10 protein-coding genes are annotated in these 15,943 nt (G+C 40.3%); 6 read left to right on the forward strand and 4 right to left on the reverse strand.

Annotation, left to right across the window (positions count from 1 at the left end; translation table 11 throughout):
* Window positions 1–258: 258 nt before the first annotated feature.
* The 3 genes from AM629_RS18650 to AM629_RS18660 all read right to left on the reverse strand — a co-directional run bounded on the left by AM629_RS18650 (window position 259) and on the right by AM629_RS18660 (window position 2,400).
* The gene (locus AM629_RS18650; protein WP_054480954.1) at window positions 259–927 is read right to left on the reverse strand and encodes a helix-turn-helix transcriptional regulator; all 669 of its coding nucleotides are present in this window, start codon (window positions 925–927) and stop codon (window positions 259–261) included.
* A gap of 17 nt (window positions 928–944) precedes the next feature.
* On the reverse strand, window positions 945–1,628 hold the full coding sequence (locus AM629_RS18655; RefSeq protein ID WP_083451957.1) for a helix-turn-helix transcriptional regulator: 684 nt from the start codon (window positions 1,626–1,628) through the stop codon (window positions 945–947).
* Between the two features lie 82 nt (window positions 1,629–1,710).
* On the reverse strand, window positions 1,711–2,400 hold the full coding sequence (locus AM629_RS18660; protein ID WP_054480957.1) for a PAS domain-containing protein: 690 nt from the start codon (window positions 2,398–2,400) through the stop codon (window positions 1,711–1,713).
* Between the two features lie 901 nt (window positions 2,401–3,301).
* Between AM629_RS18660 and tkt the strand changes: the two genes are divergently transcribed.
* The 4 genes from tkt (at window position 3,302) to fbaA (ending at window position 9,151) form a co-directional block, all read left to right on the forward strand.
* Window positions 3,302–5,296, forward strand: coding sequence for a transketolase (gene tkt, locus AM629_RS18665; protein ID WP_054480960.1), 1,995 nt, complete (start codon window positions 3,302–3,304; stop codon window positions 5,294–5,296).
* 459 nt (window positions 5,297–5,755) lie between these two features.
* The gene (epd, locus tag AM629_RS18670; protein ID WP_054480962.1) at window positions 5,756–6,775 is read left to right on the forward strand and encodes an erythrose-4-phosphate dehydrogenase; all 1,020 of its coding nucleotides are present in this window, start codon (window positions 5,756–5,758) and stop codon (window positions 6,773–6,775) included.
* Window positions 6,776–6,857: 82 nt separating this feature from the next.
* The gene (pgk, locus tag AM629_RS18675; RefSeq protein WP_054480965.1) at window positions 6,858–8,021 is read left to right on the forward strand and encodes a phosphoglycerate kinase; all 1,164 of its coding nucleotides are present in this window, start codon (window positions 6,858–6,860) and stop codon (window positions 8,019–8,021) included.
* 53 nt (window positions 8,022–8,074) lie between these two features.
* Window positions 8,075–9,151 (forward strand): class II fructose-bisphosphate aldolase, encoded by a 1,077-nt coding sequence (gene fbaA / locus AM629_RS18680; protein WP_054480967.1) that lies wholly within the window; start codon window positions 8,075–8,077, stop codon window positions 9,149–9,151.
* Between the two features lie 350 nt (window positions 9,152–9,501).
* On the opposite strand, the gene AM629_RS24290 is transcribed toward fbaA, so the two are convergent.
* A complete protein-coding gene (locus tag AM629_RS24290) occupies window positions 9,502–9,717 on the reverse strand; it encodes a hypothetical protein (protein ID WP_054480969.1) in 216 nt (71 codons plus the stop codon).
* A 542-nt stretch (window positions 9,718–10,259) separates the two neighbouring features.
* On the opposite strand from AM629_RS24290, the gene AM629_RS18690 reads away from it, so the two are divergent.
* On the forward strand, window positions 10,260–11,906 hold the full coding sequence (locus AM629_RS18690) for a condensation domain-containing protein (protein ID WP_054480971.1): 1,647 nt from the start codon (window positions 10,260–10,262) through the stop codon (window positions 11,904–11,906).
* A gap of 84 nt (window positions 11,907–11,990) precedes the next feature.
* Entirely contained in the window at window positions 11,991–15,122 is a 3,132-nt protein-coding gene (locus AM629_RS18695; protein ID WP_054480973.1) for an amino acid adenylation domain-containing protein, read from the forward strand.
* Window positions 15,123–15,943 lie beyond the last annotated feature (821 nt).

Below are 15,943 nucleotides of genomic sequence, written 5' to 3' on the forward strand. Positions count from 1 at the left end.
GCTGCTTTGTTGGCTGCGTTCACTTACCCCAGTCACATAGTTATCTATGCTCCTGGGGATGCGTTCACTTGCCGCCGCACTGCAACTTGAAATCTATTGGGTATATAACGTAATAATAAAATTTTTAGAAAATTTATTGATTTTAATAAAAGTTATATTAATGTAATTAAAGTGAAATTCTTTATCTTCTCTGACGGATTGATATTTTACCTTGATAATGTGATGTAATTTATAATAAAGTGAATATAAAGATAATGTTTATATGTAAGGAAATAAAAATCTTTCCGGTATATAAAAATTAAAATTATTTAATCGGCAATATTCATCTAGTTGAGAATAAGAATTAATTTCTAGTTTCTTATATACTCTTTCCATATGATTTTCTATAGATAGATAAGGAATGTTAAGTATTTGACTAATTTTCCTCTTGCTGTGTTTCTTTAGGAAAAGAAAAATAACTTCCCATTCTTGCGGTGAAAGCTGTTTTGATGGAGAGCAAAACATAATGGAAGGTGGCAGTTTTCCATTAAAAAATTGTTTTAAAGAAAAGGATTTTGTTTTCTGCCCGTGGAAAATTATGCCAATACATTCATTATTTTCGTTATAAAAAGGGAATTTCTCGAATAAATATGAGGAAATAAGTCTTTCTTTACCAAATATATGTGTTTCTAATGAATATACACTTTTTTCCAAATGCATTACTGTTCTATCATGTCGTTGAAATTGTTCTTCAAAGGTAGCACCTGCCCAGGGTAATTCACTATCAAAACGCCCCTCAACATTAAAATCAACAGGAATATTTTGTAACATAGCCATTGCTTTATTTTCGTAAATAAAACAAGTGTTTATATCCTTAATTCCCCAAGGATCATAACTATTTTCCATTGTGTTTATTATCTGTGCCGATATATTGTTTTTAGTTTTCATATTTTTTACTTTTAATATTATATAAACATTTTACTTCCTGGTTTTAAAAATCTTTCAGGAACATACAGATCGAAATCATTAAGGCGACAATACTCTTCCAATTGTTGACCAGAGTTGATACCGATTTTCTTATATATTCTAAATATATGCGTTTCTACTGTGCGATAAGAAATATTCAATATTCGTCCGATTTGTTTACTGGTGTGTTTCTGTAAAAATAGGAAAATGACATCCCATTCCCGTTGAGTAAATAATTCAGAGGGGGGCTGAAACATGATAGAAGCGGGGAGCTTACCATAAAAAAAGCGGGTCACAGAAAAGACTTCAGCTTTCCAGGCATGAAAAATGGTACCAACACATTCATTATTTTCATTATACAATGGGAACTTTTCGAAGAAATACGAGGAAAGTAATTTTTCTTTGCCATATAAATGTGTTTCTAATGAACATATTCTTTGTTCTGATTGCATGACTGCTCTGTCATGTATCTGGAATTGTTCGGCAAATTCTGCTCCTGCCCATGGTAAATCATTGTCAAGACGCCCTTCGACATTATAACCAGGAGGAAGATCTCGCAGCATAGCCATCGCTCTGTTTTCATAAACAAAGTGGGAACCTCTATCTTTAATTCCCCATGGTTCATCACTGGTTTCCATCATATTAATAATTTGAGGAGATACCGCTAATTTTTTGTAATGCACAATGTAATTCCTATTTTATCAAAAAACATCCGATTTTTGGTTTTAATTCTGGCCGTATTTGAGTCATGTTGTTAATGAAATTTTATAAATCTCTGCTGCTTATAGCGGCAAACCTTTCAGGAATGTAAAGGTCAAAATTATTTTCTTTGCAAAAATCTTCTAGTTCTATATGCAGCGGTAGATTAAATTTTCGGTAAATTGACTGAATATGATTAATTGTATCTTCTGTACTAATCATTAATTTTTCGCTGATGCTTTCTTCATCTAATGAGCGAAGGGCCAAAAAAAGAACTTCCCACTCAATTTGAGTTAGTGTGTCATTAGGCGGTGTGAATTTCAGCGCTTTTGGCGATGTTCTTTCATAATAGTAAGAAACAGAAAAATCTTGCATTTCATGTAGATGAAAAGTGATACCGATACAGTTACCATGTTCATCACAAAGTGGATATTTATCACAGAGGTAGGTTTGTTTAACTTTATTGTTCCCAAACAAATGGGTTTTAAATGAAGTTACTTTTTGCATAGTTTGAATGACTTTTTGATCTTGATGGTTGAATTCTTCTTCATATTCTGCAATGGTTGAGGGTAATTCACCTACTGAAAGCCCTGCAATGTCGAAATCTTCAGACAGGTTAAGTAACTGGTAAAAAGCTGAATTTGCATATATAAATCTTGACTGGCAATCTTTGGCTCCCCATGGCTCATCACTTTTTTCCCACATATGAAGTAATTGCGGAGTGATATTATTTGGTCTGTTTTTCATATATGACATAAGAATCGCCTAATGACTAATTAACTGCCTATCCCAATAGGGCTATTTTATTTGTCATTTTGAACCTGGGCAGTGTTCAAAATCCTCACGTACTACGTGTACGCTCCGGTTTTTCCGCGCTGTCCGTGTTCAAACTGCCTGCAACAATTACGCCTATTGAGATAGGCTCTAAGTAGTTATCTGCGTGGTTATTTTAATTATTATATTTAAAATAACTCGATCATATAATGGATTGCAATAATTAATTCGTTAAAAAATAGTATTTTTTTATTTTTTCTATATTTGTTAATTAAATTGCTTATTATTTTGTGTAAAAATTTCATTATGTAAGAAAATATAACCATGATTATTATTTTATTTTGCACTATTTGATTCGTTTATTGATGTTCCGGTAATGATTGTAAATCACAATGCCGATAGGACATTAATATGTATATATGATCAATATAAACAATTAATGTGATGCTTGTAAATTTCCATGAATTAAAGATGTATTTTCATTTAATTGGGTATTTTATGCTTTACCATCTTATGTCTTGATTTGCGGCTCATGGTTATGTTTAATTAACTCACTCATCTCTTTAGTATTACTCAATTATACCTGTCATCTTTCAAGTTGCTTCTTTGTTGGCTGCACTTACTCACCCCGGTCACAGAGTTATCTATGCTCCCAGGGATTCGCTCCCTTGCCGCCGCGATGCATCTTGAAATCCATAGGGTATAGTTCGTTTATTTATTGCTCTGATAGCACTGAAATTCATGTAAATCAGCGACCTAAATCAAAGAATTGCCGTTCAGGTGAAATTAAGATAGTTTCCCTTTTGGGCTTTAAAGATTGCGGTTTGTACGCTGTGCTGAGAAAATTACCCCCTAAACGCTTTTATCCCACTTGGAGTAGAAAATGACCACTCGTAAAACCCTTGCCAATGCTATTCGCTTCCTGAGTATGGATGCAGTGCAGAAAGCAAAATCAGGGCACCCTGGTGCGCCTATGGGAATGGCTGATATCGCTGAAGTTTTATGGCGTGATTATTTGAATCATAACCCAACTGACCCACATTGGGCCGATCGTGATCGCTTTGTATTGTCTAACGGTCATGGTTCTATGTTGATTTATAGCCTGTTGCATCTCACCGGTTATGATGTTTCAGTTGAAGATTTGAAAAATTTCCGTCAGTTACATTCCAAAACCCCAGGCCATCCTGAGTATGGTTATGCTCCAGGCGTAGAAACTACGACGGGTCCTTTAGGGCAGGGGATTGCCAACGCGGTAGGCTTCGCGATTGCTGAACGTACCTTGGCTGAGCAATTTAACCGTCCCGGTCATGATATTGTTGGCCATAACACTTATGTATTTATGGGTGACGGCTGCATGATGGAAGGCATTTCTCATGAAGTGTGTTCTTTGGCGGGAACGTTAAAACTGGGCAAACTGGTTGCTTTCTATGATGACAATGGTATTTCCATTGATGGTCATGTCGAAGGCTGGTTTACAGATGATACAGCAAGCCGTTTTGAGGCTTATGGCTGGCATGTGGTTCGCGGCGTTGATGGTCATAATGCAGACTCGGTCAAAGCAGCGATTGAAGAAGCCCGTAAAGTTTCTGATAAACCTTCACTGTTGATGTGTAAAACGGTGATCGGTTTTGGCGCACCAACCAAAGCAGGTACTCACGATTCCCATGGTGCTCCATTGGGTGATGCAGAGATAGCAGCAACTCGCGAAGCATTGGGTTGGCATCATCCAGCATTTGAAATTCCGGTGGAAATCTATTCAGAGTGGGATGCAAAAGAAGCGGGTAAAGCAAAACAAACAATCTGGAATGAAAAATTCGCTGCTTATGAAAAAGCGTACCCTGAATTAGCGGCTGAATTTAAACGCCGTACCTGTGGTGAATTGCCTGCAAATTGGGAAGCCGAATCAAAAGCATTTATCGAACAGTTGCAAAATAATCCGGCCAATATTGCCAGCCGTAAAGCATCTCAGAATGCTTTGGAGGCATTCGGTAAAGTGCTGCCTGAGTTTATGGGGGGGTCTGCTGATTTGGCACCAAGTAACCTGACGATGTGGTCAGGTTCTAAGCCGTTGAACGAAGATCAGGCAGGTAACTATATCCATTATGGGGTGCGTGAATTTGGCATGTCAGCCATTATGAACGGTATTGCTCTGCATGGTGGCTTTGTACCTTACGGTGCCACGTTCCTGATGTTCGTTGAATATGCTCGTAACGCGGTGCGTATGGCAGCACTGATGAAAATTCGCAGCATCTTTGTTTATACCCATGACTCAATCGGTTTAGGTGAAGATGGTCCAACTCACCAGCCAGTAGAACAAATTGCAAGTTTGCGTGTAACGCCAAATCTGAGTACATGGCGCCCGTGTGATCAGGTTGAATCTGCGGTGGCGTGGAAATACGCTATCGAACGTAAAACGGGTCCATCAGCACTTATTTTCTCTCGCCAGAATTTGGCTCAGCAAGAACGTACTGCTGAGCAATTGGCTAATATTGAGAAAGGCGCTTACATTCTGAAAGATTGTGAAGGTCAGCCAGAGCTGATTCTGATCGCAACGGGTTCAGAAATTGAACTGGCTGTGGCGGCTTACAATCAACTGACTCAGGAAGGTCGTAAGGTGCGCGTAGTTTCTATGCCATCTACTGATGCTTTTGATAAACAGGATGCGGCGTACCGTGAGGCCGTTCTGCCTGCTATGGTTTCTGCGCGTGTTGCGATCGAAGCGGGTATTGCTGATTACTGGTTTAAATATGTCGGTATGAATGGCGCTATCATTGGTATGAATACATTTGGTGAGTCAGCGCCGGCTGATCAACTGTTTAAAGCGTTTGGTTTCACTGTAGAGAATGTGGTCGCTAAGGCTAAAGCTCTGCTGAAATAATTAGTAAATTTGTTAGCGAGCGCATCCGAATCAAATTTTGGGCGGATGTGCTCCTTATTTTGAGCGATACAATTATTGAAGGTTGATTCTGGAAAATTTAACAAAATTGATTTGAAAATAGATTATCTGGATATATTTGGTGATCTATGTCGCATTGGCGATTCATTATTTCAATATTAGCGCCCATATTTATCTTGAATTATATATCAATGAAACAAGGGTATAGATAACCTTACCGTAGTAAGTTTTATCAACTTGTGAGTTGATCACTTTTTGCTATTGCGATCAATTTCCTTTTCCCGTAATCTCCTTACTAGTAGCTGAATCGTTTCGTTTTGTTGTCTGACGGCGTTTTCGGTGCCATTGTTTTAACAATTTTGTGATAAACAGTCGGTACATTAATGATTGAGTCGGTTATTCTAAGCGGTTGCGTGATAATTACTATTATTCGGGAGTAACATGACAATCAAGGTAGCAATAAACGGTTTTGGCAGGATAGGGCGCAGTGTTTTACGTGCTCTTTATGAATCGGGTCGCCGGGCTGAGATCGCTGTTATTGCTGTTAACGAGTTGGCAGATGCTGAAGGGATTGCTCACTTGCTGAAATATGACTCCAGTCATGGTCGCTTTGCCTGGGATGTGCGTCTGAACAATGATTTGTTGCAGGTTGGTGATGACAATATTCGCTTGTTTCATCAACCAGATGTATCGGCGCTACCTTGGCAGGAATTGGGCATTGATATTGTTCTTGATTGTAGTGGGATTTATGGCAGTAAGGCTGATGGGGAGGCACACCTTGCCAGTGGGGCAAAAAAAGTGCTGTTTTCTCATCCGGGTGGAAATGATTTAGACGCGACGGTGGTTTATGGTGTGAATCAGCACTTATTGACAGCCGCAGATCGCATTGTATCCAATGCCTCTTGTACCACTAACTGTATTATTCCCATCATTAAATTGTTGGATGATGCATTTGAGATTGAGTCTGGCACAGTGACAACAATTCATGCCTCAATGAATGATCAGCCTGTGATTGATGCTTATCATAAAGATTTACGGCGTACCCGGGCGGCAAGCCAGTCTATTATTCCGGTGGATACCAAACTGGCGGTGGGAATAACCCGGATTTTTCCAAAATTCTGTGACCGTTTTGAAGCTATTTCAGTACGTGTACCAACGATTAACGTTACTGCTATCGATTTGAGCGTTACGGTAAAATCTCCGGTAAATGTCAAAATAATCAATGAACTAATGCAAGAGTCAGCAGCGACTTCATTTCGTGGTATAGTTGACTATACAGAATTGCCGTTAGTCTCAACGGATTTTAACCATGACCCCCACAGCGCGATTGTTGATGGCACACAAACGCGGGTAAGTGGGCAACATCTGATTAAAACATTAGTCTGGTGTGATAATGAATGGGGCTTTGCTAACCGAATGCTGGATACAGCGTTAGCGATGGCTGCTACAGGTTTCAAATGATCTGTTGCTGACAGACAGTGCATAATAGATTTTCACACGGCATAAGATTAAATAATTTAGAGAATCAATGAGAGGATTCACCATGTCTGTAATTAAGATGACCGATTTAGAGCTAGCGGGTAAGCGAGTTTTGATCCGTGCTGACCTGAACGTTCCGGTAAAGGATGGCAAAGTCACCTCTGATGCGCGTATCCGTGCTTCCTTACCGACCATCGAAGCAGCATTAAAACGGGGCGCCAAAGTCATGGTGACTTCTCACCTTGGACGACCTACTGAAGGCGAATATAATGAAGAATTCTCGCTGAAACCAGTAGTAGACTACCTGAAAGAGAAACTGTCTTCTCCAGTTCGTCTGGAAAAAGAGTATCTGGAAGGTGTGGATATGGCAGAAGGGGAATTGGTTGTTCTGGAGAACGTTCGCTTTAATAAAGGTGAGAAGAAAGACGACGAAGTGCTGGCTAAAAAATACGCTTCCTTATGTGATATTTATGTCATGGATGCATTCGGTACGGCTCATCGTGCTCAGGCTTCTACTCATGGTGTGGCTAAGTTTGCTCCTGTTGCCTGTGCGGGTCCTTTGTTGTTCGCAGAACTTGACGCCTTGGGTAAAGCGCTGGATAAGCCAGCCCGTCCAATGGTTGCTATCGTCGGTGGCTCTAAAGTTTCAACCAAATTGACTGTTCTGGACTCGTTGTCAAAAATTGCTGATCAACTAATTGTCGGTGGTGGTATTGCTAATACTTTTGTTGCCGCTGAAGGTCATAATGTTGGTCGTTCCCTATATGAAGATGATCTGATCCCAGAAGCGAAAAAACTGCTGACAAGCTGTGATATCCCGGTGCCAACTGATGTTCGTGTAGCAACCGAATTTTCTGAAACCGCAGAAGCAACCCTGAAATCTACCAGTGATATTAAAGATGATGAGCAAATCCTTGACTTGGGGGATGAATCTGCTCAACGTCTGGCGGAAATCTTGAAAAACGCCAAAACTATTCTGTGGAATGGCCCGGTTGGTGTATTTGAATTCCCTAATTTCCGTAAAGGAACTGAAATTGTAGCCCGTGCAATTGCTGATAGTGATGCATTCTCTATCGCAGGGGGTGGCGATACTCTGGCAGCGATCGATCTGTTCGGTATTGCTGACAAAATTTCTTACATCTCTACCGGTGGTGGGGCTTTCCTTGAGTTTGTAGAAGGAAAAAAACTGCCCGCGGTTGTGATGCTGGAAGAACGTGCAAAACAGTAATTAAGTCATGACGGGCAGTTTTATCTGCCCGCTCTAAACAGGACCCACGTAACATGTCTAAAATTTTTGATTTCGTAAAACCGGGTGTCATCACTGGTGATGATGTTCAAAAAGTGTTCGCAATAGCCAAAGAAAACAACTTTGCGTTGCCAGCGGTAAACTGTGTAGGTACTGATTCAATCAACGCAGTTTTGGAAACTGCCGCAAAAGTTCGTTCTCCAATTATTATTCAGTTTTCTAACGGTGGTGCTGCTTTTATCGCTGGTAAAGGGTTGAAAGCTGAAGGTCAACAAGCGGCTATTCTGGGTTCAATTTCTGGGGCTCACCATGTTCATCAGATGGCTGAGCATTATGGTGTTCCTGTGATCCTGCATACTGACCACTGTGCGCGTAAACTGTTGCCATGGATTGATGGTCTGTTGGATGCGGGTGAGAAACATTATGCAGCGACCGGTAAGCCGTTGTTCTCTTCTCATATGATCGATTTGTCAGAAGAATCCTTGGAAGAAAATATTGAGATTTGCAGTAAGTATCTGGCTCGCATGGCGAAAATTGATATGACACTGGAAATTGAATTGGGTTGTACTGGTGGTGAGGAAGATGGTGTTGATAACAGCCATATGGACAGCTCTGCCCTATATACTCAACCAGAAGACGTTGCTTACGCTTATGAGAAGTTAAACGCCATCAGCCCACGTTTCACCATTGCTGCTTCTTTCGGTAATGTTCATGGTGTTTATAAGCCAGGTAACGTTAAACTGACGCCAAAAATTCTGCGTAACTCTCAGGACTATGTCTCTGAGAAATTCAATTTGCCACACAATAGCTTGGATTTCGTTTTTCACGGCGGTTCTGGCTCTACAGCAGAAGAGATCCGAGAAGCGGTTAGCTACGGTGTTGTTAAAATGAATATCGATACTGACACTCAATGGGCAACCTGGGAAGGTATTCTGAGCTACTACAAAAAGAATGAAGGCTACTTGCAGGGCCAGTTGGGTAACCCAGAAGGCGCAGACAAGCCAAATAAGAAATTCTATGATCCACGCGTATGGCTGCGTGCAAGCCAGGTTTCTATGACTACCCGTCTGGAACAGGCTTTCAAGGAATTAAATGCCGTTGATGTATTGTGAGTGACTTTTGCTCCCGCCGCGATTATAGCGGGGGCTTTTTGCAACACGCATCGGTTATTTTGAGGAAATTCTATTGTGCGACAGAATGCTATTTCTGAAACGGCCAGCCGGTTATTTAACTGACTAGGCATTAGCCGAGTATTTATTTTCGTCGTATGAATTATGAATGGCGATTCATATGAACTATACCCTATGGATTTCAAGATGCATCGCGGCGGCAAGGGAGCGAATCCCCGGGAGCAGAGATAACTATGTTATAGAGAACGATGTGACCGGGGTGAGTGGGTGCAGCCAACAAAGAAGCAACTTGAAAGATGACGGGTATATTCATTTTTGCCAAATATTATTCTTTACCTGTTCTCTTTGTTAATTTGTTTAATTCGAGTTAATAAATCAGTTCTTGCGTTATGTGTCATTTCATTTTTTCCAATATGCTTTTTAGCCACATCATTATTGACATTGTTAACTATTTTTCCTACCGAGCTTGCAATCCATGCTGCTTGTGCAGGGGTATTGATATCCTCACCCGTTCCGTGCGTATTGCCTGATAACCGCAGGCGGCGCATCGTTAGAAATGCTAAAAGAAGGCATAGAAAAACAGGAACGCCCCGAAAAATGACGCCCCTTTGGGCTGTTTGCTATCCATCGTCTCCCTAATACTAAAAGTTTGCTTTGCTCTCAATTCACATTCAGGTGGAATAATACCGCACATTTATTGGATATATTAATTTTTATATCTCATTTTGATAGTGTGTTCCCCGTTATGGTTCTATTGAATAAGGTTTTTCATCCGTTGTGTTGTTTTATCTATTTAATAAATATAGATATTTTTATATGGTTTTAATTATTAACATCATGACAATTCATATTCATGTTGCTTTATTTATCAGATAATAATAATTTTTATTATCATTCTCATGTAATCGCATTTTTGTTGTAGTTAATCATCTATACCCAATAGATTTCAAATTGCAGCGCGGCGGCAAGGGAGCGAATCCCCGGGAGCATAGATAACTATGTTATAGAGAACGATGTGACCGGGGTGAGTGAGTGCAGCCAACAAAGAGGCAACTTGAAAGATGACGGGTATAAACTTTATGGAAACCAAATGAGAGAGCTAACGACCATGCAGGCCGCTTATTGGGTTGGCCGGCAATATGAACAGACGTTGGGTGGTGTTACCGCACATTTGTATGCCGAGTTTGATGGTACTGGGCTTGATCTTGAGCGGCTGAAAATTGCTGTACAGTACCTCTTTGATATTCATCCGATGTTACGACTACGCGTTACACCGGATGGCATGCAAACTATAGAAAGTCTGTCTTCCAATAATAAATTGCACATTGATGATGTCAGCATATATGACGAAAAAGGCATTGCTGATTTTCTGGAAAGTAAACGAAAAAGCAAAACCCACCAGAGATTGAATCTTGAACATGGTCAGCCTATCGATTTGAGTGTCACTCTTTTAAAGGATGGAGATTTTCGTTTGCATGTTGATCTGGACATGATCGCCGGTGATGCGCAAAGTTTTCGTCTCCTTATGGAAGATTTGGCCCGATTTTATCACCAGCCTGACCATCAACTGAAAAATGGAGGAAGCACTTATTTTCACTATTTAGAGCGAATGCAGGCAGATAAACTTTTATTGACTCTACGTGAACGTGATAAAAAGTGGTGGAGTACGCGTATTGCGCAAATTCCACCAGCCCCTAAGTTACCTCATATTCATAGCCATTTTCCAAAGGACGAATATTGTAGTGAGCGATTAGCTGTGCAACTGACTAAAGAAGAAAAGCAATCGTTAAAGGCAACAGCTAAAAAATATCAGATTACGCTATCAACATTATTTCTATCTCTTTTCGCTTGTACGGTGGGGATTTGCACACAATCTGACAAATTTAGATTAAATGTGCCTACGTTCCAGCGAGAACGTTACCTCAGTGATGTGGAGCAAATTGTTGGTGATTTTTCAGATTTATTTATTTTAAGTGTTGAATTACAGCGTTATGAACCGATGATTACATTATGCCGTCGTTTGGCTGATCAAATCGCTTTACTCCTCTCTCACTGTACTTATCCGGGAGTCAGTGTTATGCGAGATCTCTCCAGATACCACGGTAATATGCAAATTTCGCCCATCGTTTTTACATCCGGTTTTGGTATCAGTGGCGATAATTTATTTTCCGAAAATGTCACCCGTGCTTTCGGTGACATGACTTTTGTTATTTCGCAAGGCCCACAGGTTGCTTTGGATGTTCAGGTTGTGCCTGCTTATGAAGGAATTTTAGTTAATTGGGATGTTCGTCTGGATGTTTTCCCTGAACCGTATATCCGCAGAATGTTTGGTATATATCTCTCTTTGATTCGAATGATCATTCGTTCGCCTGAATTGATAAACCAATCTTTGGACTATTTTTTCTCATCTCATTCTGCTTTGTATCAGGATGTGGGGACTGAAAAGGTAACTTCCTCTTGTGTTGAGAAAATGCTCATTCTTCTGCTGTCTCGGCTTACGAATGAAGAAAATATTAACGTTAATACTTCTCTTTCTGCATTAGATATTGACGCTGATATCGCGGAAGAATTAACGGGATTTATTAACAAATATATCCCACAGGCAGGGCTGATCATTGACGATATTAAGACTCATCGAACATTAAGTGCACTGGCGCAGACGATGACAGTGAGATCGCAGGGAGCGGCTGAAAAGACGGCTGAGGCACTACTGAAAATCCTTAGCAAGCCGAAGTAATCTTTCTTTTTGAAGGATGCTAAATGTTTAAGTTCGTTAACGTAGGTTTTGTTCTTTCTCATCATCAAAAATCGAGGAAATATCATGGATACCGCACTGACACCATTACAATGTGCATACCTACTAGGCCGGAGTGAACTGTTACCATTGGGTGGTGTTGCCATGCATGATTTCAGGGAATTCAGAGGTAACATCGAGTTTTCTGTCATTAAGACTCGGCTAACCAGATTAGTGCAGCAATACGATGCGTTACGTACCCATATAGATGAAAATTCATTGGTTCAACATGTTTCCGATGCCATTACCCTGAATCTTGATGAAATTGATTTCACGGGTATTCCTCGTTCAGTGGCTTATCAAAGGATAGATGAGATGAGGCAGGCGTATTCTCATAAAATCCACGATCTTTCTCGTTCTCCTTGGCATATTTGGGTTATTAAATTGGCAGAGCCAGAAGATGAGAGTAATGACCATTTTGCGACAATAGTGTTTGTGAGTTTTGATGCACTGATTTTAGATGGTAGAGCTATCTCTCTAATATTGTTTAAATTGTTTGAGGGGGATGAGAATGACCAGAAAGGCGATATACAAACGAGAAATATCGCTCACCTGCTTCCTCAGCCTTCTGGCTTGAAAAAGCAAAGTGATGCTCAATATTGGTCAGAAAAGCTGAAAGAATATCCTGGCCCCCCGACTTTGCCTTGGAAGAAACCACCCGAATCGATTAAATCTTCTCGTTACAGAAGAGAGAAGGTCACTGTTCCCAGCGCGACGTTGAATCATTTGTCTAAAATAGCTTCATCTTATGGCCTGTTTCAAAATACGATTTTATCCACGATTATTCTGGAGATAATGTCATTTTGGACACAAGATAGTACGTTATGTATCGGTGTTCCGGTTGCTATTCCCGGTCAGAAAATGCAGTTTAGTAATGAGTCTTCATTTATTGCGGCTTATTTTAAGAGAGACCAGGTGCCATTTTTGGAAAGAGCGAGTGCTTTTCAAAATGATATTTTTGCGTCTCTGGAACATCTGGATTTTTCCGGTGTTGATATTAATAAGCTGATATTTAATCAACACCAGATAGGTTTAGCGTTACCGGTTGTATTAACGAATGGCTTGTCATGGAAAACACTCTCTGCATCTGGAGATGTCTCTTTTTATGATGGATTAACTCAGACACCACAAGTTGCAATGGATATTCGTTTTTCCCTGGATCAGGATAAAAACTTGGTGTTATCCATTGATTATGCAGAAAAAGCCCTGGAAAAAAATATCGTGCAAGATATTTTACAAACAATCACTCAGGCAATAACGCTTATTTGTCGTCAGGGAAACCTCGCGGTGGATTTTTCTCAGGCGATTGAATATCACCATTACAAAGATAACGGTGATGACAGTGATTTTATTTGTTCAAATTTCCTGACGCGTATCGCGGATAACCTATTGACGGCAAAATTAAAAAAATCTGCCATCATCTGTGGGGATCGGCAAATTACTTATTCTGAGTTGGGGGAAGATGTTCAAAAGATAGTAAATAATCTGAATCATTATGGGTTGCGCAAAGGGAGTGTTGTCGCGATTTGTTTACCTCGTAGTCCTGAGCATGTGATGGTAACAATCGCATGTGCGCTTTTGGGGATTATCTGGGTGCCTATTGATGTTAATTCTCCCTCTGAACGACTGGATTATTTGCTAACGAATTGCCATCCTGATCTTATTGTCACTGCCGAACAGTTGAATAGTGATAAAGCCATCACATTGGAGACACTACTCATCTCGGTTTCTGAAAACGTCTCACTCCCCTTAGAAACGTTATCATCACTGAGTCATAGCATTGAACCCGCTTATTATCTGTATACCTCTGGAACAACGGGTAAGCCTAAATGTGTGGTGCTCAATAACAAAGCAACATCTCATGTTATCGGGCAAACCATGAATAAATGGGAGGTTAAACAAAATGATGTGTTTATTTCCGTCACGCCATTACATCATGATATGTCTGTTTTTGACCTTTTTGCATCACTAACTATTGGTGCGACATTGGTTATCCCTGAATCCCATGAAGAGAAAGATGCTATCCGTTGGAATCGGCTGGTGTCGAAACACAAAGTTTCTATTTGGTGTTCAGTGCCGGCGATTTTAGAAATGTTAATTGCATGCCAAAACGGAGATTCTCTCTCTTCCCTTAGATTGATAGCGCAGGGCGGTGATTATATTAAGCCTATGATCATTGCGGAAATTCGAACAACTTATCCTGATATCCGGTTGTTTTCTTTGGGAGGGCCAACTGAAACGACAATTTGGAGTATATGGCATGAAATTACCTCAGAGGATGTTAGCCTTATTCCCTATGGTAAACCACTGCCTGCGACTCAATATTTTATCTGTAATGATATCAATGAACATTGCCCGGCGTTTGTGACGGGTCGGATTTATACGACAGGCGTCAATCTTGCCTTAGGCTATCTTGAAGATGGTATTGTTGTGCAAAAGGATTTTGTCACTATCACTTCGCCTAAGGGTGAACAGTTAAGAGCATTTAGAACAGGAGATCAGGGTTATTACCGAAAAGATGGCACAATTATCTTTGCCAGCAGAGTAAATGGTTATGTCAAAATTCGGGGGATTAGAGTGTCCCTGCCTGATATTGAAAGTGAGCTATGTAAGCACCCACAAATCAATAATATTGTGGTCGTTGATTATCCAAATGAGCAAAATGGTGATGCAACGTTAGGCGCTATGTATACGACGCTAAATAACCGGGAAATTCCTGCTTCCGAATTACGGGATTTTTCTCATGAGCTTTTACCTGTCTCTCATATACCAACACGTTTTACTCATATCCAGGCATTTCCTTTGTCTGCAAACGGTAAAATAGATCGCCATCAAATTAGGGCGTTCTTTACGCAATTGAAGTCGGATAATTTGGTTGATAAGAAGTCCGTTGTATCAGAGAGCCAAAGAGTCAATAACAGCGCAGAGGATGGATATTACCAATCGATCCTCGGCATTTATTTGCATACCATTGGTGCGCAGCCGTTATCTGGTTTGAATGAAGATTCTGAGTTTTTAGCGCTAGGATTAAGACCTTCTCATCTCAAAGAAATCGCTCGGCGTCTCACTGAAAAATTTGGTGTTATTCTGACGCCTCAACTTTTAGTTAAATGCAAGAATGCTCGGCAGGTTTTCTCCTTGCTTTCACAAAGCATATAACTTGTTTTTGCTCAAGAACCGGAGTTTGACTCCGGTTCAGATTGCGGGCTTTTGGCGTCTTGATTATCACGGTTCAATCAAATACAGGAAAAGGAAAAAAGCATTAGGTTTATAAAACAAGTTTCTTTTTATCGATAATTTATCCTCCATTTATTTTACCTTTATTGAATCTGGCATAACCTTTTAAAATCGTGAATACAGCGCTGCGGCAAATGAATGCATCCCCAGAGCATAGATAACGATGAGACTGGGGTAAGTGAAAGCAGCCAACAAAGCAGCAACTTGAAGGATGAAGGGTATAAAAGGAAATAAACAGGATGCCACACATCTGCTTGGTTGGTGACGTAATACCATTACGCAGAAACTAAAAGAGTTGATGTTGTTGTAAAGACTTTAGATGGTATCTCTAATCTTATCGCCACTTTTCAGCATTTAATATATCTCATTCCCCATTGTCAGGGTTAAAAAACGATTGCTGATCACATTTTGCTCTACCCATTCTGACAGTCAATTAATTACCCATTAGAATAGTTTAATGACGTCACTATTAAGCTATTCAGATTATTTATGAAAAATGACGCCTTTATCACCGCAACCTGACCGCAGATAACGGGGCATTTAATGGGTCAGCTTCACTCACTTTGTAACACTTACATTAGGAAAGGGATACGCAATGAGTAAACGCCACGACGCGGTGGTCAGAACCACGAGTTATCTTTTAATTTACCTGACGGCAATCCAGCCACTACACCCGGCGATTGCTGCGGGAATAACACCGGATAGCCCCCAAACACAGGTCCAAAATCAGGGCAATGTCCCGG

It is taken from the genome of Photorhabdus heterorhabditis, assembly GCF_001280945.1.
GTDB lineage: Bacteria > Pseudomonadota > Gammaproteobacteria > Enterobacterales > Enterobacteriaceae > Photorhabdus > Photorhabdus heterorhabditis.